The 17892-nt window shown below is 65.0% G+C and carries 26 protein-coding genes; 15 read left to right on the top strand and 11 right to left on the bottom strand.

Annotation, left to right across the window (positions count from 1 at the left end; translation table 11 throughout):
- Window positions 1-2: 2 nt before the first annotated feature.
- Window positions 3-830 (bottom strand): DUF1365 domain-containing protein, encoded by an 828-nt coding sequence (locus ACFJIU_RS22950; protein WP_379063862.1) that lies wholly within the window; start codon window positions 828-830, stop codon window positions 3-5.
- Entirely contained in the window at window positions 827-2173 is a 1347-nt protein-coding gene (locus ACFJIU_RS22945) for an NAD(P)/FAD-dependent oxidoreductase (RefSeq protein ID WP_379063860.1), read from the bottom strand. The genes ACFJIU_RS22950 and ACFJIU_RS22945 overlap by 4 nt, the downstream gene beginning before the upstream one ends.
- Window positions 2174-2408: 235 nt before the next feature.
- Between ACFJIU_RS22945 and ACFJIU_RS22940 the strand changes: the two genes are divergently transcribed.
- From ACFJIU_RS22940 to ACFJIU_RS22925, 4 genes are read left to right on the top strand one after another with little or no spacing between them, the layout of a single operon-like run.
- Window positions 2409-2981 (top strand): sigma-70 family RNA polymerase sigma factor, encoded by a 573-nt coding sequence (locus tag ACFJIU_RS22940; protein WP_379063858.1) that lies wholly within the window; start codon window positions 2409-2411, stop codon window positions 2979-2981.
- Window positions 2978-3601, top strand: coding sequence for a ChrR family anti-sigma-E factor (locus ACFJIU_RS22935; protein WP_379063856.1), 624 nt, complete (start codon window positions 2978-2980; stop codon window positions 3599-3601). Before ACFJIU_RS22940 ends, ACFJIU_RS22935 begins: the two co-directional genes overlap by 4 nt.
- A 14-nt stretch (window positions 3602-3615) precedes the next feature.
- Complete coding sequence (locus ACFJIU_RS22930) at window positions 3616-4461, top strand: DUF1295 domain-containing protein (RefSeq protein ID WP_379063854.1); 846 nt, start codon at window positions 3616-3618, stop codon at window positions 4459-4461.
- The gene (locus ACFJIU_RS22925) at window positions 4452-5483 is read left to right on the top strand and encodes an SAM-dependent methyltransferase (RefSeq protein WP_379063852.1); all 1032 of its coding nucleotides are present in this window, start codon (window positions 4452-4454) and stop codon (window positions 5481-5483) included. The genes ACFJIU_RS22930 and ACFJIU_RS22925 overlap by 10 nt, the downstream gene beginning before the upstream one ends.
- 6 nt (window positions 5484-5489) lie before the next feature.
- Here ACFJIU_RS22925 and ACFJIU_RS22920 read toward each other — a convergent pair whose 3' ends face one another.
- The 4 genes from ACFJIU_RS22920 to ACFJIU_RS22905 all read right to left on the bottom strand — a co-directional run bounded on the left by ACFJIU_RS22920 (window position 5490) and on the right by ACFJIU_RS22905 (window position 9121).
- Window positions 5490-5891 (bottom strand): DUF2177 family protein, encoded by a 402-nt coding sequence (locus tag ACFJIU_RS22920; protein WP_379063850.1) that lies wholly within the window; start codon window positions 5889-5891, stop codon window positions 5490-5492.
- Between the two features lie 101 nt (window positions 5892-5992).
- Window positions 5993-7420, bottom strand: coding sequence for a cryptochrome/photolyase family protein (locus ACFJIU_RS22915; RefSeq protein WP_379063848.1), 1428 nt, complete (start codon window positions 7418-7420; stop codon window positions 5993-5995).
- A gap of 4 nt (window positions 7421-7424) precedes the next feature.
- Entirely contained in the window at window positions 7425-7793 is a 369-nt protein-coding gene (locus ACFJIU_RS22910; protein ID WP_379063846.1) for a DUF2147 domain-containing protein, read from the bottom strand.
- Window positions 7794-8113: 320 nt separating this feature from the next.
- Entirely contained in the window at window positions 8114-9121 is a 1008-nt protein-coding gene (locus ACFJIU_RS22905; RefSeq protein ID WP_379063844.1) for a serine hydrolase domain-containing protein, read from the bottom strand.
- A 156-nt stretch (window positions 9122-9277) separates the two neighbouring features.
- Between ACFJIU_RS22905 and ACFJIU_RS22900 the strand changes: the two genes are divergently transcribed.
- Window positions 9278-9529, top strand: coding sequence for a hypothetical protein (locus ACFJIU_RS22900; protein ID WP_379063842.1), 252 nt, complete (start codon window positions 9278-9280; stop codon window positions 9527-9529).
- A gap of 65 nt (window positions 9530-9594) precedes the next feature.
- Here ACFJIU_RS22900 and ACFJIU_RS22895 read toward each other — a convergent pair whose 3' ends face one another.
- Entirely contained in the window at window positions 9595-10488 is an 894-nt protein-coding gene (locus ACFJIU_RS22895; RefSeq protein WP_379063840.1) for a LysR family transcriptional regulator, read from the bottom strand.
- A 138-nt stretch (window positions 10489-10626) separates the two neighbouring features.
- Here ACFJIU_RS22895 and ACFJIU_RS22890 point away from each other — a divergent pair, with 138 nt between their 5' ends.
- Window positions 10627-11361, top strand: coding sequence for an SDR family oxidoreductase (locus ACFJIU_RS22890; RefSeq protein WP_379063838.1), 735 nt, complete (start codon window positions 10627-10629; stop codon window positions 11359-11361).
- A gap of 26 nt (window positions 11362-11387) precedes the next feature.
- On the top strand, window positions 11388-11600 hold the full coding sequence (locus ACFJIU_RS22885; RefSeq protein ID WP_379063836.1) for a 4-oxalocrotonate tautomerase family protein: 213 nt from the start codon (window positions 11388-11390) through the stop codon (window positions 11598-11600).
- Between the two features lie 80 nt (window positions 11601-11680).
- Here the strand turns inward: ACFJIU_RS22885 and ACFJIU_RS22880 are convergent, their stop codons facing one another.
- A complete protein-coding gene (locus ACFJIU_RS22880) occupies window positions 11681-11812 on the bottom strand; it encodes a hypothetical protein (protein ID WP_379063834.1) in 132 nt (43 codons plus the stop codon).
- A gap of 209 nt (window positions 11813-12021) precedes the next feature.
- On the opposite strand from ACFJIU_RS22880, the gene ACFJIU_RS22875 reads away from it, so the two are divergent.
- Genes ACFJIU_RS22875 through ACFJIU_RS22860 form a run of 4 tightly spaced genes read left to right on the top strand, consistent with a single transcriptional unit; the run spans window position 12022 to window position 13449 of the window.
- A complete protein-coding gene (locus ACFJIU_RS22875; RefSeq protein ID WP_379063832.1) occupies window positions 12022-12351 on the top strand; it encodes a hypothetical protein in 330 nt (109 codons plus the stop codon).
- On the top strand, window positions 12348-12731 hold the full coding sequence (locus tag ACFJIU_RS22870; RefSeq protein WP_379063830.1) for a hypothetical protein: 384 nt from the start codon (window positions 12348-12350) through the stop codon (window positions 12729-12731). Before ACFJIU_RS22875 ends, ACFJIU_RS22870 begins: the two co-directional genes overlap by 4 nt.
- A gap of 38 nt (window positions 12732-12769) precedes the next feature.
- Window positions 12770-13066, top strand: coding sequence for a hypothetical protein (locus ACFJIU_RS22865; RefSeq protein ID WP_379063828.1), 297 nt, complete (start codon window positions 12770-12772; stop codon window positions 13064-13066).
- Between the two features lie 59 nt (window positions 13067-13125).
- A complete protein-coding gene (locus tag ACFJIU_RS22860; RefSeq protein WP_379063826.1) occupies window positions 13126-13449 on the top strand; it encodes a cupin domain-containing protein in 324 nt (107 codons plus the stop codon).
- A gap of 15 nt (window positions 13450-13464) precedes the next feature.
- Here the strand turns inward: ACFJIU_RS22860 and ACFJIU_RS22855 are convergent, their stop codons facing one another.
- A complete protein-coding gene (locus ACFJIU_RS22855) occupies window positions 13465-14055 on the bottom strand; it encodes a GNAT family N-acetyltransferase (RefSeq protein WP_379063824.1) in 591 nt (196 codons plus the stop codon).
- A 263-nt stretch (window positions 14056-14318) separates the two neighbouring features.
- Here ACFJIU_RS22855 and ACFJIU_RS22850 point away from each other — a divergent pair, with 263 nt between their 5' ends.
- Window positions 14319-14783 carry a hypothetical protein gene (locus ACFJIU_RS22850; RefSeq protein WP_379063822.1) on the top strand — a complete coding sequence of 155 codons (465 nt, stop codon included), beginning with the start codon at window positions 14319-14321 and terminating at the stop codon, window positions 14781-14783.
- Window positions 14784-14846: 63 nt separating this feature from the next.
- On the opposite strand, the gene ACFJIU_RS22845 is transcribed toward ACFJIU_RS22850, so the two are convergent.
- Window positions 14847-15185: a hypothetical protein gene (locus tag ACFJIU_RS22845; RefSeq protein WP_379063820.1), complete on the bottom strand. Its 339-nt coding sequence runs from the start codon at window positions 15183-15185 to the stop codon at window positions 14847-14849.
- A 344-nt stretch (window positions 15186-15529) separates the two neighbouring features.
- Here ACFJIU_RS22845 and ACFJIU_RS22840 point away from each other — a divergent pair, with 344 nt between their 5' ends.
- Together ACFJIU_RS22840 and ACFJIU_RS22835 are read left to right on the top strand one after the other, a co-directional pair.
- Window positions 15530-15928: a DoxX family protein gene (locus tag ACFJIU_RS22840; RefSeq protein ID WP_379063818.1), complete on the top strand. Its 399-nt coding sequence runs from the start codon at window positions 15530-15532 to the stop codon at window positions 15926-15928.
- A 93-nt stretch (window positions 15929-16021) separates the two neighbouring features.
- Complete coding sequence (locus ACFJIU_RS22835; RefSeq protein WP_379063816.1) at window positions 16022-16240, top strand: hypothetical protein; 219 nt, start codon at window positions 16022-16024, stop codon at window positions 16238-16240.
- 221 nt (window positions 16241-16461) lie between these two features.
- On the opposite strand, the gene ACFJIU_RS22830 is transcribed toward ACFJIU_RS22835, so the two are convergent.
- Window positions 16462-16920, bottom strand: a complete 459-nt coding sequence (locus ACFJIU_RS22830; RefSeq protein ID WP_379063814.1) for a DUF3237 domain-containing protein — start codon at window positions 16918-16920, stop codon at window positions 16462-16464.
- A gap of 99 nt (window positions 16921-17019) precedes the next feature.
- On the opposite strand from ACFJIU_RS22830, the gene ACFJIU_RS22825 reads away from it, so the two are divergent.
- Window positions 17020-17880, top strand: a complete 861-nt coding sequence (locus ACFJIU_RS22825; RefSeq protein ID WP_379063812.1) for a LysR family transcriptional regulator — start codon at window positions 17020-17022, stop codon at window positions 17878-17880.
- The last annotated feature ends 12 nt before the right edge of the window (window positions 17881-17892 follow it).

Here is a 17892-nt window from a genome sequence, read left to right as displayed (position 1 = left end):
TGTCAAGCTGCCGAGCGACGAAGAGCGTTTGACGCCTCTGCCGTGACGTCGGTTTGATCTTGTGAGGCCCGCACCGGCGTCGTCGGCTCCTGCGGCGGCGCCGGCTTGTGGCGGATGTGGATGCCTTTGAGCCACAGAAGCAGCGCGTGCCAGTGGATCGCCGCCATCACCTTGAGCGTCAGCAGCGGATAAAGCAGCAGTCCGCGCGTCAGGCCGGCGCTGTCGAACGGCGCGGCGGTTCCCGCCAGCGAGGCATGGATCAGCGTGCCGTCCTCATCGGCGCCGCGGATGGCCAGCGCGAAACGGTCAGCCGGCAAAAGGGTCCGGAATTCATAGTGCATGCCCATGTCCATGAAGGGTGAGACATGGAAGCGCTTGTCGCAGCCATGCGCGGAGGGCTGCTTTCCGTCCCGCGCGTCGAACACGTAGCTGTGCCGTTCGCCGAACGTGTTGTGCACCTCGTAGACGATCGCCGCCAGCCGGCCGTCCCGCTGATGGCAGAAATAGACGCTGATCGGGTTGAAGCCGTAGCCGAGCACGCGCGGCATGCAGAACAGGCGGATCGCGCCGCCATCGAAGACGATGCGGTGGTCGGCAAGGATGCGCTCGACCTGGGGGCGCAGCGGCGCGCCCGAGCCGTCGCCATGGTCCCTGTCGTGGAAGCTCAGCAGGTTGCGGCGGTTGTAGGAGAACAGCACGCTGCGCTTCGGCAGGCTGGCCAGCTCGTCGAGATCGAGCAGCGTCCAGAACAGGCGGTATCGCAGCGCGTGCGGGCGCGGGCGCAGCCGGCGGTGCGATACGGTGCCGAAATAGAGCAGCGATCCGCTCACGCCGCGATCTCCCTTGGCTGCTGTGCCTGCATCCAGTTCTCCGGCAGCGTGATGCGGGACGATTGTCCGGCGACCGACCACGGCCGCGCCACGCCGCCCAGCGCCTCGGCGGCGGCCAGGCCTGACTGCAGCCCGTCTTCGTGGAAGCCGGAGCCGAAATGCGCGCCGCAGAACCAGGTTTGGCGCTCGCCCTGCAGCGTCCATAACTGTCTCTGCGCCTCGATGGCGGCACGGTCGAAGATCGGATGGTGATAAGTCTCGCGACGCAGCACCTTGGACTCGTCGAGCAGCTGCCGCGGGTTCAGCGTCACCAGCAGCGGCTGCGGTGTCTCGAAACCCTGCAGCCGGTTCATCCAGTAGGTCACGCTGGCGGCATCGTCGCCGGCGCTGCCGTCGACATGGTTCCAGCTCGACCACACCGCGCGCCGGCGCGGCATGGCGCTGGTGTCGGTGTGCAGCACCGCATCGTTGCGGCTGTAGCGGAAGGCGCCGAGCAGTGCCCGTTCCTCGGATGAGGGGTCGGCCAGCAGTCCGAGCGCCTGGTCGGCATGGGTGGCGATCAGCACTGCGTCGAAGCGCTCGCTGCGGCCCTGTCGCTCCGCGATGGTGACATGGCTGCCGTGCCGGGTGATCGCGGCGATGTCGGCGCCGAGGCGGATGCTGCCGCTGAAGGCGTCCGCCAGCTTGCGCACATAGGCGATGCTGCCGCCGTCGACCGTGCGCCATTGCGGCCGCCCGTTCAGCATCAGCAGGCCATGGTTATGGAAGAAGCAGATGAAGGCGCAGGCCGGATAGCCGAGGATGGCAGAGCACGGCGCCGACCAGATCGCGCCAGCCATTGGCAGCAGGTGGTCGTCGCGGAACGCTGCGCCATAGCCGCCGCGTTGCAGATAGTCGCCCAGCGTGTGCGAGGCGGGCAGGTCGGCGAGGTCGGCGGCAGCGGAACGGTAGAAGCGCACAAGGTCGCGCAGCATCGACCAGAAGCGCGGATTGGCCACGTTACGCTTCTGCGCGAACAGGCCGCCGAGGCCGGCGCCGGAATATTCCAGCCGGCCGGCGTCGCGCGACACCGAAAACGACATGTCGGAAGCCTTGGTTTTCACGCCGAGATGCGAAAACAGCGCTGTCAGGTTGGGATAGGTCGTCTCGTTGTAGACGATGAAGCCGGTATCGACCGGCACCGGCTCCGGCGCGCCTTTCACCATCACCGTGTTGGAATGGCCGCCGAGGCGCGTTTCGCGTTCATAGAGCACGACCTCGTGCTTTTTCCCCAGGAGCCATGCCGCCGAGAGGCCGGAGATGCCTGCCCCGATCACGGCGATGCGCTTTCTTGCCTGCTGCATGCTTCACCCCTGCCTGCGGCGGCCGGGAAAAGCGGCCGTCGCAACCAGATACGTGCCGCGCGTGCGATCGGATCACGGCTGGAGCGTTTCCGTTTTTCGCGGAAACGCGGAAACGCTCCAATTCTCTGATTTTGCGGAATCGCTTGGGTGATCCAAATCGCGCGGCCATGCGTAATCCGGTCGGAAAGTCGACGGGAAACAGCATTGTGGTGATCTCTTGCCAGCCGCAGCACGCTTGGACCTATATTGCGACGTGATGGTGGAATTCGATCCAGCCCGGCTGATCACGCGCATCGCGGCAACCCAGGACCGGGCGGCCTTCGCGGCGATGTTCGAATTTTACGCGCCGCGCGTGAAGGCGATGATGATGCGCCGGGGCGCCAGCACCGACCGGGCGGAGGACCTCGCCCAGGAAACGCTGCTCCGGCTGTGGCGCAAGGCGGCACAGTTCGATCCCGCCCGCGCCAGCGCATCGGCCTGGGTCTACGCCATCGCCCGCAATGTCAGCGTCGACATCATCCGGCGCGAAGGCCGCGCCGCCGTCTGGCTGGAGGAGCAGGACGAGCCGGACGAGGAAGATCTGAATGAGCCCGAGCAGCATCTGCTCATCGCCGAGCGTGAAGGTCTTGTCCGCTCGACCATGGCGACGCTGCCGGAAGAACAGGCCCGGGTCATCCGGCTGTCGTTCTTCGACGGGCTCGCGCATTCCGAGATCGCGGAACTGCTCGGCATTCCGCTTGGCACTGTGAAGTCGCGCATCAGGCTTGCCCTGCAGCGCCTGCGCGACCGGCTTGGTGAACTGCAATGAACGACCACATCACCCATCACCCGAGCGAAGAGACGCTCGCCCTGTATGCAGCGGGTACGCTCGACCAGGCACGCGCGCTGATCGTCTCCATGCATCTTGCCCGCTGCCCGGCCTGCCGCGAGGAGGTGGCGCGATTCGAGGCCGTTGGCGGTGCTCTGCTGGAACAGGCGCCGGCGGTGGCGATGAAGGCCGATGCCCTGGAGGTTGCCCTGCGGCTCATCGAGAACGAACGCGTTCTGCCGGCGGACACCGCGCAGGCCGACCCGCTCGACGACTACGCGCTGGGGCCGTGGCGCTGGGTCGGGCCGGGCGTTCGCCAGCGCTCCGTGTCCGTTCCCGAGGTCGATGGCATCAAGGTCTTCATGCTGAAGGCCGCACCGGGTACGAAGCTGCCGCACCACAAGCACAGCGGCTATGAATGGACCTGCGTGCTGGAAGGCGCCTTCGAGCATGCCTTCGGTCGTTACGGCCCCGGCGACTTCGACGAGGCCGACGAAACGATGGAGCACAAGCCCGTCGTCTGCGACGGCGAGCCCTGTATCTGCATCGTCGCGCTGCAGGGCAATATCCGCCTGCAGAGCCGCCTCGGCCGCCTGCTGCAGCCGCTGATCCGGCTGTGAGGGAGCGCTGAGCCGTGACTCCCGCACTCTTCCTGGTCACGCTCCTCTGCATCGCCCTGGCGCTGGGTGGCGGCATGAGCCTGGCCTGGCTGGCATGGCGCCGGACGAAGAATTCCGGCTGGGTCGATACGGTGTGGACCTTCAGCGTGGGCCTTGTCGGGTTGGCTGGCGCGCTCCTGCCGCCCACAGGTTCGGACGCGCTCGCGTCACGCCGCGCCATGGTGGCGGCGTTCACCTGCCTGTGGGCGCTGCGGCTCGGCCTGCACATCGCCCGGCGCACGCGTGGCATCACCGATGATCCGCGCTATGCCAGGCTGCTGCAGGGCTGGGGCGCGGATGCGCCGCGCCAGATGTTTGTCCTCCTGCAGAAGCAGGCCTTGGTCAGCATCCCGCTCGGCCTCGCCATGGTGCTGGCCGCAGCCAATCCGGAACCCGCTCTGCGCCCGCAGGACTGGCTTGCGGTCGCGATCATGGCGGTTGCGATCATCGGCGAGGCGACGGCCGATGCACAACTGCGCCGCTTCGCCGCCGACCCGGCCAACCGAGGCCCAGACATTCGTGGCAGGAAGGTTTGTGAAATTGGGCTGTGGCGCTGGTCGCGCCACCCCAACTATTTCTTCGAGTGGTTCGGCTGGCTTGCCTATCCGCTGTTGGCCATCGGCGCCTGGCAGTGGGGCTGGCTGGCCCTTGCCGCCCCTGTCTGCATGTACTGGGTGCTCGCCTATGTGTCCGGCGTTCCGCCGCTGGAAGAGCACATGCTGGCCACGCGCGGCGATGCCTATCGGGCCTATCAGCGGCGTACCAGCACTTTCTTTCCCTTGCCTCCGGGCATGAAACCACGGGTGACTTCATGGGACTGATCGACCGCACCGCGCAACTGGGCGAAGCGTTTCCATGGCCTGATCCCGTGCTGAGAAGCGCCATCGGCCTGCTGGTCGCGCGCACCGATCGCCGCCTCGGCTCCTCGGCGGAGGGCACGGACCGCGCGTTCGCGGAGGCGATGTCGGACTACCCTGTCGCCATCCACACCGCAGACGCGAACGCCCAGCACTACGAGCTTCCCGAGCGCTTCTTCGGCCTGGTTCTCGGGCCGCGCCGCAAGTATTCGTGCTGCCTGTTCGCGTCTTCCGCAACCACGCTCGCCGAAGCCGAGGAACTGGCGCTGAAACGCACGGCCGAACATGCCGGCCTTCGCGACGGGCAGGCGATCCTCGAACTCGGCTGCGGCTGGGGCTCGCTGTCGCTCTGGATGGCCGAGCGCTTCAGCAACGCCCGCATCACCTGCGTATCCAATTCGCATTCGCAGCGCGCTTTCATCCTCATGGAGGCGGCCAGACGCGGCTTGAACAACCTGACGGTCATCACCGCCGACATGAATGATTTCACGATCCGTGAGAGGTTCGACCGTGTCGTCTCGGTCGAGATGTTCGAGCATATGGCGAACTGGCGGCTGCTGCTGGCGCGCATGAAGGGCTGGCTTGTCCCGGACGGGCGCGCCTTCATCCATGTCTTCAGCCATGCCGTGGCGCCCTATCGCTTTGACAGCGACAATCCCGCCGACTGGATCGCCAGATACTTCTTCACCGGCGGCCTCATGCCGAGCCATGGCCTGATACACGCGTTTCCAGAGAGCTTCACCGTCGAGCAGGAATGGCGCTGGAGCGGCGAGCATTACCGTCACACGGCGGATGCCTGGCTCGCCAATTTCGAAGCCAGGGCAGACGAGATCGACACGATCCTGCGCGAGGTCTACGGCAAGGAGTCCGCCCTCTGGCATCGCCGCTGGCGCCTGTTCTTCCTCGCCACGTCAGGCCTGTTCGGCCATGCTGACGGCACGGCCTGGGGTGTCAGCCACTACCGGCTGGCGCCCACGCGAGGTTGAACAGCCTCACCCCGCAACCCAGCGCGCCGCCTGATAGGCGGCCAGCGCGGTCAGGCCGGCGACGACCGTGCCATAGGCGAGGTCGATCAGCGTGATCTGCAGCGTCCAGCTGCGCAGCGTCGCATAGTTGGTGAGGTCGTAGGTGGCATAGGCGATCAGGCCGAACAGCGCGCCTTGGGCGAGCGCTGTTCCCGCCGATCCCGCGCGCAGCGCCGGCATGGCGGCGAAGACGACGAGGCCGACCGGATACAGCAGGTAGAAGGCGAGCGCCGGCGCGACCCGCAAGTCGCTCAGCAGGATATCGCCGAGCACCGGCCGGTAGATCCGGCTGGTCATGGTGGTCAGCCAGATGGCGTCGAGTGCGCCGAACACGATCAGCGAGGCGATGTAGGCAACGATGTAGGTCACGGCGTCGTCTCCCGGTGGCTGGCGCATGTTCCGATGGCCGCGGCGTTGTCCCGGGCACATCGGCGCATGTGCAGAAGATACGCGCCGGCCGCGCGATTGGATCAGTCATCGCCGCGCGTCGCCCGATAGGCCGCCATTGCCCGCTCTCTTGCCTGCGCGTGGTCGACGATAGGCTGCGGATAGTCCCTGCCGAGATCGAGGCCGCTGTCGCGCAGCACAGCTGCCGGTGCCTCCCAGGGGCGGTGGACGAAGCGGTCGGGAATTTTTCCCAGTTCCGGCACCCAGCGCCGCACATAGCTGCCCTGCGGGTCGAATTTCTCGCCCTGCAGCACCGGGTTGAAGATGCGGAAATAGGGCGCGGCATCGGCGCCCGATCCGGCCACCCATTGCCAGCTGGCTGGGTTGTTGGCGGCATCGGCATCGACCAGCGTGTCCCAGAACCAGGCCTCGCCGTCGCGCCAGTCGATGAGCAGGTCCTTGATCAGGAAGGAGGCGGCGATCATGCGCACGCGATTGTGCATGAAGCCGGTCTGCCACAGTTCGCGCATGCCGGCGTCGACGATCGGATAGCCGGTCCGTCCGCGCTGCCAGGCCTTCAGGGCATCCGGTGTGCTGCGCCATGCGAAGGTGTCGAATTCCGGACGGAAGTTCTCGCGGTGCAATGCCTGGCGATGAAAGAGCAGGTGGTAGCAGAATTCGCGCCAGGCCAGTTCCCTGGCGAAGCTCTCGGCGCCGCGTCCCCGCCTGCGCCGCAGCGCCGCCATGATCCGGAACGGTGTGATCTCGCCATGCGCGAGATGCGGCGACAGGCCGGAGGTGGCGCCTTGGGCTGGCCTGTCGCGCCCTTCGGCGCAACTGGCCATGCGTTCGTCCAGGAACGTCTCCAGCCGCTCCAGCGCACCGTCCTCGCCGGGCGTCCAGCGTTTGGCCAGCCCGCCAGCCCAGTCCGGCGTCGGCAGCAGCCCGAGCGCGTCCAGGCGTTCGGAGGGCAGTGTCGTGTCGCATTGTGCGAGTTGCTTCGGCGCATCGACCGGGTCGCGCGGTTCGCCGTCCGCTGCCAGCCTTTTGTGGAAAGGCGTGAACACCTTGTAGAAATCGCCCGATTGCGTGGCCACGCGCGACGGCTCGTGCAGCAGGAACCCGTCGAAGCTCTCGGCCTGCAATGCATCGGCGCGCAGGCGGCTCTTCAGCGCCGCGTCGACGGCCATTCCAGCCGGATCATAACGCCGGTTCCAGAGCACCGTGTCGGCGCCGCTCGCCTTGATGGTGTCCGCCACGATGCTGTCGGTCGCGCCGGCCCGCAACAGCAGCCGGTTGCCGAGCGTCTCGATCGCCTTGCCGAGCGCGGCCAGCGAGTGATGCAGCCACCACCGGCTGGCGCCGCCTGCGAGCCTTGCGTCCGCACCCGCTTCGTCGAGAATGAACAATGGGATGACCGGCCTGCCGGTGTCCGCGGCGGCGGCGAGCGCCTTGTTGTCCGATATCCGCAGGTCGTTGCGGAAAAGCACGATGATGGAACTGCTGGTCATGACGTCATCTGGCCGCGGTCCATGACACGTCCTTGCAGATCAGTTTGCCGACGAAACAGCCGCGGGTGAGCAGGCCTCCCTTTCGCGGCGTCAGCACGATCGAATAGTTCAGCTTGCGCTTGGCATCGTAGGCCGTGCCCGAGTAGCTGCCGGCGGCGCCCGGCGTCAGCGACATCACCAGCCGGTCGCCGGTCGCCTCGCCCTTGCTGGTGTCGCCGATCCACAGATTGGTGGCGCAGACCTTGTTGCCGCAGGGTGCGATGCGCACCAGCGCGTTGCCGTCGCCTCGCTTCCATTTGCCCTCGATCCCGTCGGCCATGGCCATTCCGCAAGCCACAATCGACACCATGAACGACGAGACAAGTGCGCGCATGTCCATCCCCCTCGCAAGCCCCGGTTCTCGCAAAGCAAAGGGATTACGCCGGGGATGGACCGCCGGATCACCTGAAATCGCGGAAACCCGACAAAAACTGTCAGAACCTTTGTTGGCAACCGGTTCGCCTGTTGCCGCGATTTCGATCCAACTGGTCAGCTCGGCGTTCACGTCATCCCTGCGGTCCTGCATTCGCCCATGCGTCCACCTTCGATTTGGCGTTGCTGAACCATGGCCGCATGCGCTCGGCCTGCGCGGGATCACGGCACAGGTGGTAGATGGGCACGGTCAGGGTGTGAGGTGCCTGCCGGTTGCGCGTGCTAAGGCGCAGCGTCCGTGATCTGCTTCAGCAGCTTGATGAAGTCGCTGGTCCTGATGCCCTTCGGCGTCTGCTTCAGGTCCACCATCTGCACCACCACCAGTTTCCTGGCCGGCACATAGGCGATGATCTGGCCGCCGAAGCCGGCGGCATAGGCGGCACCCGGTCCCCACTGCTCTGGCGGCAACACCCACCACATGTAGCCGTAGCCCTGCCGCCCGCGTTTCGTCCATGAATAGGCCGTCGTCGATTCCTTCACCCAGGCGGTGGGCACGATCTGCCTGCCGGCCCATGTGCCGCCGTTGAGGTAGAGCTGGCCGAAGCGGGCGGCATCACGGGCGCTGAGCTTGAACGGATAGGCGGGATGCTCCGAGGAGGCCTCCGTCACATAGTGGCCGTCACTGGGCGCATAGTCTTCCATGCCGATCGGCCGGGCGATCCGCGTCTCGAAGCTCTGGAAGATGTCCTCGCCGGTCAGCTTGCGGTAGATCGAACCCAGCGCGTTGAAATCCCAGTTGTTGTAGAACCAGAAGGATCCCGGCGCGTGGCTGCCGCGCTCCGGACGCTTGCGTTTCATGTCCTTGGTTTCATGCGCTGCGGGATGGTAGATGCCCGAGCGCGCCATCAGGAGATCGCGCACCGTCGCCGCCTTCTCGACGTCGGTCAGGCCGGGCGCCTTGTCGTCGATGCCGAGGCTGGCCAGGCTTTTCGACAGGTCGATGCGCCCTTCAGACACCGCGATGCCGTAGAGCGCGCTGAGCAGGCTCTTGCGCACCGAGGCGACGTTGATCTTGGCGCTCACATCGCCCCAGCTGGCAACCGTCTTGCCGTCCCGCACGATCAGGAAGGCCGCCGGCTTCAGCGCCTTCGAGGCTTCCTCCACCGCCTGAAGTCCCTGCATCGACCAGCCGCTGGCTTTCGGGTCGGCCGTCGGCCATGGCTCCGCAGCGGCCACGCCGTGCATGAAAAGGACAACGACAAAGGTGAACATCCAGCCGGGAAATCGCATGCGCATGCTCCAATCATGGAGCGGATTTGCTTTGGACAATCCGGTAAATTTTTGACCGCGCGCAACTGCGGCTTGTCGCGTCGGGAATCCTCGCGACTACGTTGGTGAATTGAACTATCTGTTCTTGCGCATCGCGTCACAGCTTCGGGGGAACGAGTGGCCGAATCCCTGTCTCTTCAACTTGAGATCCTGCGCGTCGGTGAGCAGATGCTTTACAAGGTCACTGTCTTCGACGCCCTCGGACAGGAGACAGAAGGTTCGGGCTGGATTGTTGCCCGGAACCCGGACCGCACCGAAGCTGCGATGGCCGAGGCGGAAACCACAGCCTCGCAATGGTGCCGGCAGCGCGGCATCGTCGCCTACGACCTGATCGACAAAAGAAACTATGATCCCTGGCCCCCGCGCTGACCTTGAGGGTCTTTGGGAAGCACCCACCACCCACGGTGATATTACCGCCTTCCCGCATCACCGGCCTAAAGCTGCGCCTGCCGGAACACCTCGGTCACCCAGTCGAGGAACACGCGCAGACGCGGCGCGACCTGCCGGTTCTGCGGATAGAGCGCCGACAGCGGCGTCGGTGGCGGTGGCGTTGCCTGGAGGATCTCGACCAGCGCACCGCTGGCGAGGTCCTGTGTGAAGCGATAGCGCGGCGCCTGGATCAGCCCGAGGCCGAGCCGCGCCAGGCCGGCCGCCGTATCGGAGTTGTTGCTGGTCACGCGGCTCGGCAGCACGACCTTGCGCACGCTGCCGTCGACCATGAACTCCAGCGGCATCACCTCGCCGGTGCGTGACGACACGAAACCCGCCATCCGGTGCCCGTCGAGATCGTCCGGGCCTTGCGGCGTGCCGTGCCGCGCCAGATAGGCCGGGCTGGCGCAGGTGATCTCCTCGATCGTGCCCAGCCGTCGCAGGATCATGCCGCTGCTCGCCGGCTCGCCCGCCCGGATCGCGCAATGGATGCCTTCCCGCACCAGGTCGACCAGCCTGTCGCCTTGCCCGAGATGCAGGTCGATCAGCGGATAGCGCTCCAGGAATTCGGCCAAGCGCGGCAGAAGGAAGGTGTGGGTCAACAGGCCGGGCGCGTCCACCCGCAGCTGCCCGCGCGGCTGGCCGCCGCGCAGGTCGCTCTCGGCCTCGTCGAGCCGGGCGAGGATATCCAGGCAGCGCCGGTAATAGTCCTCCCCGTCCGGCGTCGGCGCCACGTGCCGTGTCGTCCGCTCCAGCAGGCGGGTGCCGAGATTGGTTTCGAGGCTCTTCAGCGCTTCGGTGGCGGTTGAGCGCGGCATGCCGAGGTCGGCAGCCGCCGCCGTGAAGCTGCGCCGTTCCACCACCTGCGCGAACAGGCGCATCTGCTCGAGACGGTCCATTTGCGTCGCGGCTCCGTAAGTCGGCTCGAAGGGAGCCATCCAATTGTTCAGCTTATCCGAATAGTGATGGCGGCAGTAGAGGGATTATTCCGAACGCCGCGATCGCTATCTCCAGCGCACAGCACAGGAGATCGGATCATGCAACAGCAACGTGTCGCCATCGTCACCGGCGCATCGAGGGGCATCGGCGCCGCAATGGCGCAACGGCTTGCCCATGATGGTTTCGCCGTCGTCGTCAACTATGCGCGTGGCCGCGAGGAGGCCGAACAGGTCACCGCCGCCATCGAAAGGGAAGGCGGCCGCGCCGTCGCCGTCCAGGCCGATATCGGCGAAGCGTCCGCCGTCGTGTCACTGTTCGATGCCGCCGAACAGGCATTCGGCGGTGTCGATGTGCTCGTCAACAATGCCGGCACCATGAAGCTCGGCGCGCTCGCCGAAGTCGCGGATGCAGATTTCGACCGCCAGGTCGCACTCAACCTCGGCGGCGTCTTCCGCGGCATGCGCGAGGCGGCGCGGCGGCTGCGCGATGGCGGCCGCATCATCTCCTTCTCGTCCAGCGTCGTCGGGCTCTATCAGCCCGGCTACGGCGTCTATGCCGCCAGCAAGGCGGCGGTCGAGGCCATGACCCACATCCTGGCCAAGGAGCTCGGGCCGCGCGGCATCACCGTCAATGCGGTGGCGCCCGGCCCGGTCGAGACGCAGTTCTTCCTCGCGGGCAAGAGCGAGGACCAGGTCCGCGCCATCACGGGTATGAACCCGCTCAGGCGGCTTGGCCAGCCTGAGGACATCGCCCGGGTCGTCGCCTTCCTGGCCTCGCCCGAGGGCGGCTGGGTCAACGGCCAGGTCGTCCGCGCCAATGGCGGCGTCATCTGAGCGCAATCAAATCCGGAGAAACCGATATGCCTTTCGCCAACATCAAGGTGCCGCAGGCCGCCCTTTCGAAAGTCCAGAAGGAGGAGATCGTCCACCGCGTCACCGCTCTGTTCGTCGACTATTTCAGCGAGGCCGCGCGCCCGCACACCATGGTGCTGATCGAGGAAGTGCCGGACGGCGGCTATGGCCGCGCCGACGAGGTCTTCGTCGTACCCGAAGCATATCGGGCGAAGGGCTAGATCAGCCGTGCACTCTGATCCCCAGTCTGGGCGTGATGGGAGTGCGAATGGGCGGCATTGGCAGTGCTGCCGGCCTCGGCTCAATCATCTTCACCGTTCAGGAACGGCTGCAAATCTTGGCGTCGCCTGCTGGCGTGGGCAGCGTCGCGCTCGCGGATGTCGAAGTCGTCGAGGTAGTGAAAAGACAGTCTCGGGGATTTCATCCAGCTCATGTTCGTGCTGCCCCTTCAGCGAAAGCGACAACTCACCGACCTTTGCCCATTGCGGTGCGATGGTGCTTTCAGCCGCGATGATCTCTCGCAACTTCAGTTGCAGGTCATGATAAGTCATATACGTGAACTACCATCGTTGCGGGCTGCCGGAAGGGCCGGGAGCATGGACGCATCGGAGGGCTCAACATGCCGGGTGTCTCGGGGGACATATGACCAGACTGGGCGACTGGGTCTTGCTTCAAAACCTTACCCCGCTGATCGATGAGATCAGTGCCCTGGCCGGCGAGCAGCTCGACCATGGTTTGCGCAAAGTGTTTGTCGACGAGGTCCACACCTCCGATGCCGACGCAACGCCACCAAGATGGGCAGAGTGCCAGTTTGACGGACCCAACCCGATCACGGCGTATTTGGGCGTGGACCAGGGTACCGACAACCTGCAGGTACGGCTTGATTTGCCAGCTGAACTGGAAGCCGCCGCAGGCGCGACACTCAGGTTGATGCAGCGCTACGTTTTGCTGCCGCCACACGACCTCCCATGACACGAGCGGAATTCCATTGCGATTTTGACCTGGGCTCCATTGATGTGGCGGTCGAGAGCGGTGCGTTCCGCGGACGCGGTACCGTCACGCTCCATGAAGATGATGTGCGCCGGCTGCGCGGGTTCCTGTCCGCACTGGGAGGCTTTCCGTTGCAGCACAGCATGGTGGAAATCGTCGAACCGGGAATTGTCGTCCTGACGGCGAGCCAGTCCGATCGCGTCGGCCACCTTCAGCTTCTGGTCCAGGTGTCGGACCGTCTTTCGATGGCGCGCATCGCCATTCCCCTCGACCATGCCGCACTCGAACTGTTCCGCCTGCACCTGGGGAAGATGCTCGACGGTGAACTGGAAACGTTCGACGTCGTGCAATCGACGACATAGCCTGCACCTGCGAGCGACGTTTGCATTTGGGTGAAACGATGGCTGACGTGGTCGATCTGCATGAATTGCGCAATCTCGTGAACGGGCTTTTCGACCGGCTCGAGCATCGTGGGATCAGCCGGTATCCGGTTGCTCAGGACGCGTTCTGGCAGACCTGGTTCGAAGAGGCGTTCGATCTCGACGCCGTTCCGGCTCCAGTGATGGCGAGTGTCGCCGATTGCCTGACGGACATCCGTGCCGAGGCAGCCGACCCTGACAGCCAAAGCGACTGGCACGCCTTTTTCCATCTCTCAGGTCTATTCAGTTTTCTCGCCGATGCGGCGAACGATCGATAGGCGGTCGGACGCCGTCCCGAGTGATCGCGCGCACTTCCCTGAACCAGGAGAACCTCATCGTGTCCCCAACCCTGATCCGTGCCGACAGCGCGTTCGGTCCACCGGTGGCGGTCAGCGAGCCGGCAGCTCTTGTCAGGACCGCTGCCGATCAGGAGCTACCGGTCGGATCCACCGGTTTCTGGGAATGCACGCCCGGCCGCTTCCGCCGCCAGGTGCCGCAGGCCGAATACAGCTGTTTCATCTCGGGGCAGGGCAGTTTTACCCCGGACGGCGGCGAGCCGATCGAATTCCGCGCCGGCGACGCGATCTATTTCGCCGCCAACACGCAAGGCGAATGGAACATCGTCGAGACGGTTCGCAAGACCTATCTGATCTTCCCTTGAAGGCGGCCTGCGCACTCAGCGCGGCTTGTCGATCTGCCAGCGCAGATGCGAACGCACCGTCGGCCATTCCGGCTGCGTGATGCTGTAGACGCAGGTGTCGCGCAGCGTGCCGTCTCCCATGCGCTGGTGGTGGCGCAGGATCCCGTCCAGCCTGGCGCCGAGCCGCTCGATCGCCCGGCGGCTCGCCGTGTTCATGAAATGCGTGCGGAATTCGACGGCCAGGCAGCCGATCCTGTCGAAGGCATAGCCCAGCAGCAGAAGCTTCGCTTCGGTGTTGAGCGGCGTGCGCTGCATGCTGGCGGCATACCAGGTCGAACCGATTTCCAGCCGCGGCTTCGCGAGCTCGATGTTCATGTAGGTCGTCATGCCCACCGGCCGCCCGCCGGGGCCTTCCAGCACCGTGAAGGGAAACATGCTTCCCGTGGCCCTGAGGCCGAGCCGGCGGTCGATCTCGGCACTCATCGCCTCCGGTGAAGGAATGGCGGTGTACCACAATTGCCAGAGGTCACCATCACGCACGGCTTCCGAAAGGGCGCTGCAATGATCCTGCGACAGGGGCACGAGCTCGACATGTTTCCCGGTAAGGACGATAGAATCCAATGGCATGGTGCCTCCCACTGCAGCCGCCAAGACTAGCCAGAACCGGTGCGCGGCGTCCATCGCCGGTTGCGCCGCCGCTGCTTCGCCTGGCGCCAATCGTTTGGGCCACGGCGCGATGTCGGGCAAGGTGCCCCCAAAAAAGCCCAAGGTGGAGCGAACACGAACCCGGCAGGTCGCGCATGCCGGGGAGGTGCCGCAACATCTGCAGGAATGGGAGGCAAAGGGGAGCCGTGGCGTGTTATGAAGGCCGTGGCTGGAAAGGAACAAAGATGCGCATAGTCACCACGATCGGGCTGCTGCTCGCCATGAGCGCCGCTGCAGAGGCCGAAACGATTTTCTACGGCTCGCGCGCCGGCGAGGAAGTGACAGTGACCGACAAGTCCGACATCGGCTCCGCCGACGCCAGGATCACGGCCAAACTCACCAAGGCCAACGCCATCGCCTACTGCCGGGAATATGTGCAGAAGGTCACGCGCAAATGCGTCTCCGACACGATGAAGACCGAGTTGCAGCCGCAGATCACGGCCAACTGCGAAACTGGCGCGTTCAGGACTTTCTACGGACAGGACTACCGCTTCCAGGGCAAGAACCCGGACTATGAAGCGGCCGGTACCGCGACCGAATTCCTGCTGGTCGAGGCGGATGGGAAAGAGCCGCTGGATGGCTCCAGCGCGTCGGGCTACGACGTCGCGCTCGGTCAGTTCAAGGCGCTGTGCCCGAGCCGGGTGAACTGACGTACGACAGATAGTCAGCCTCCGCGGGACAGTGGCTGACCGGCAATTTCACCGCAGGCATTCTCACGTCTCTGCCGAACGCGCCGTCATGATCTGTGCCGGCCAGGATACCTGCTGGCTGCCGGCAGCCAGTGTGCAGTCCTGCGTTCCGATGATCGCGAACATGAACTCCATGGTCAGCGGATCGGCAGGCAGCAGCCAGTATCTGCCCTGCTTCTCGTACAGATCGGCATCGGCCGCAAAGCAGAACGTGCCGCGATTTGCCTGCCGGCTTAGCGGCGCGAGGAACAACAGCCATTCGGGCACGGGCTGCCCCGAGCGGAACGACTGCACGTGTCGGAGGTCGACAATGTCGTGCCGTTCGCGTTCGACCTTGTCGCGGCCTGGTTTCGAGGATTCCATGTAACGGCTCGTGCTGCTCCTGCGAACTAGCAGCCGGGCGCCGCTTCAAGAATACGGCAAGTGACGTATTTCGGCGTGCATGGGAGCCGAGGCGGCATGGTCGAGAGCGTTCGGTCGCCTGGCAGGCGGTGTCCGAGAGGGGAAATCAAGTGATCCTCATGCATACTAGTATACATCTGCACAAATCGGGGAGGATGCGAGAATTTTATGATATGAAAATGATCGTTCAAATAATGAAACTTATTTCATATTTTGCATTTTTTCACGATCGACTTGGTGGTGATTTTGTCGATTTACAAATTCATCATTCTTGCAATAGATGAAACACGACGGGGGCGCGTGTCATGAATCCAGAAAAGTATTCTCAGCACATGCTGGGCGTCATGCGCATCGTTTGCGGTCTGACGTATCTGTACTGCAGCATTCCCACCCTCTTGCAGCCACCGCTCGGGACGGACCATCCGGCATTCACGCTTTATTGGGCTTCGCGCTGGGTGCAGATATTCGCCGGCGCGCTGATCCTCGTCGGCCTGTTCACGCGCGTCGCGGCATTCATCCTCTCGGTCAATTTTCTCGTCATGTTTCCCTACTGGTATCAGTCAGGTTTTTATTGGCCGACGACGGAGGCAACCGGCTTCATGCTGGCGAGTGTCGTCTGCATGTATCTCGTTACCGCCGGTGCCGGCCGCTGGAGCCTGGATGCGCTCCGGGCCGAGCTGGCAAGCCATTTGCAGCCCAGATAGGTTCGGGCGCTCCCGCGCCGACAAGTCGGACGATTTCTTCGTTTACCCGATTGTGCTAGACAGGAACGGTCAGGCAGCGCTCCGCGGGGAAGCATGGGCGTACCATCGGGCAGCGACGAGTGGTTGATCGAGGAACTGGTGCGCGCGGCGGACAATCTCGCCGAGCTGTCGCCGCATGACGTCGCCATCCTGTTGCGTCGCGCCGCCCTGCAACTGCAGATCAGGCCGACCGCGTTCGACGTCGACAAGGCGCTTCAGAGCATGATGGACCGTCTGGACAGTGCCTATGACGCCCAGCTGCAGGCGAAATAGCCCGAGGCTCAGCCGGCATGGGATAGGCGTGGCCGTCGAAATCGCTGCGCTGGAAGCCGAGGTCTTGCAGGTCCCTGTCGGCCAGCAGCTCCAGGCGGCTGTGCCGCCTCGCCCGCTGACGACGACGCCAGTCCAATGCCCGCTGCAGATATCGTCGCATCGTTCTCATCGAGCCCTCCACAACTGTCCGGACAACCGGCTTTCGGGCGAGCCGGGACACATCAGAGGATTTCGTGGACTTCATATTCGACACCGCCCGGGCACCTTGCGCCCGTGGCGACCGATACGACCCGGTTCAGCCATTCATGGGCCGGCGCCGCGGTTTCGAAACAGGGCGTGGTGCGCAGGTAGTATTCGCTGGCATCGACGGGTTCGTTGCGGCGCAGCCGCTCGTCGACCTCTGGGGACGCGTGTCGGATGCCGCGATAGGTCATCAGCACCAGGCCGCCATCGTCGGTCACCAGCAGCAGCCTGACATCCTGCTGGAACGTGCCGTCCGGGCGGGCGAGGAGCAGGTCGGAGCCGATCAGCGGCGACACCTCGCCGCTGAGGCGCTCGCCGCGGAAATGTCCGCCAGCGACAGGAAAGATGCGCCGGCCGCCGGCCGGCGTCTGCCCGAGGTCCAGCGTCGGATGCAGTGCTATGGAAAGCGTGAACAGATGTTGTGATTGCAGGGACACGGCCGATCTCCTATTTTTCCTGTTTCGGCCGACATCTGCGCCCGGGCGTTCCACTTTCAAAACGCGCATTGCTTGTCTGCTTCACAAGAGAAACTGTTCATGCGGCCATCGTTGGAATCCTTGCGGGTGCTCGAAGCCTGCATATCGGCTGGCAGTTTCGCGCGCGCGGCCGAGCGCCTGTTCCTGACGCCGGCAGCGGTCAGCCTGCGCATCCGCACCCTCGAGGCCGAGCTTGGCCAGCCGCTGTTCGAGCGCGTCGGCCGGCGTGTCGTGCCGACGGCCGCCGCTTCCATTCTGGCCGGCCGGGTTCATGAAGCATTGTCCGGCATCGCCGACGCGCTCGCCGAATTCCTGGCCGCGACACCGCCGCTTCGGCTGACGGCGCCACCGACATTTGCCTCGCGCTGGCTCGCCCCGCGCCTGGCGCGCTACGTTGGTCCGGTGCCATCCAGCATCGAGATCGATGTCTCGGCCGATGTGCGCGACGTTCATGCATTCGATGTCGCGATCAGGACGGGCCGCGGCGGTTGGGCAGGGCTCGACGAGTACCGGCTTACTCCGGTCGAAGTGACGCCGATGCTGGCACCATCGTTGCTTGGCACGCGCACGCTGGATGACGCATCTGCGCTGGCCGGTTTCGAACTCCTGCCTCACCCGGACTGGGAGCGGTGGTTTGCGGCAGTCCGCTGTGAAACGCCTGCGGATCTGCACTTCGCGTCGGTCGACTATCCGACGCATGAGCTCGACGCCAACGCCGCCGTCGCTGGGCTTGGCGTGGCGTTGCTGTCGCCTTCCCTGTTCGAACCGCTTCTTGCCTCAGGGCAGCTGATAGCGCCCTTTTCCTGCGTGTTGAGCGGTCCGGCCTGGCATTTTGCGCTGGTGCGCGCCGATGATGCCCGCCTTGCGCCCCGGCAGCTGTGTGCCTGGCTGCACGAGCAGGCCCGGGACGCCGCTGTATGAGGAACGGGCTGC

Origin of the sequence: Mesorhizobium sp. UC74_2, assembly GCF_042701485.1 — a bacterium.
GTDB lineage: Bacteria > Pseudomonadota > Alphaproteobacteria > Rhizobiales > Rhizobiaceae > Mesorhizobium.
Note: the sequence above shows the minus strand (reverse complement) of the source record. Positions and strands in the feature narration are given on the sequence as shown.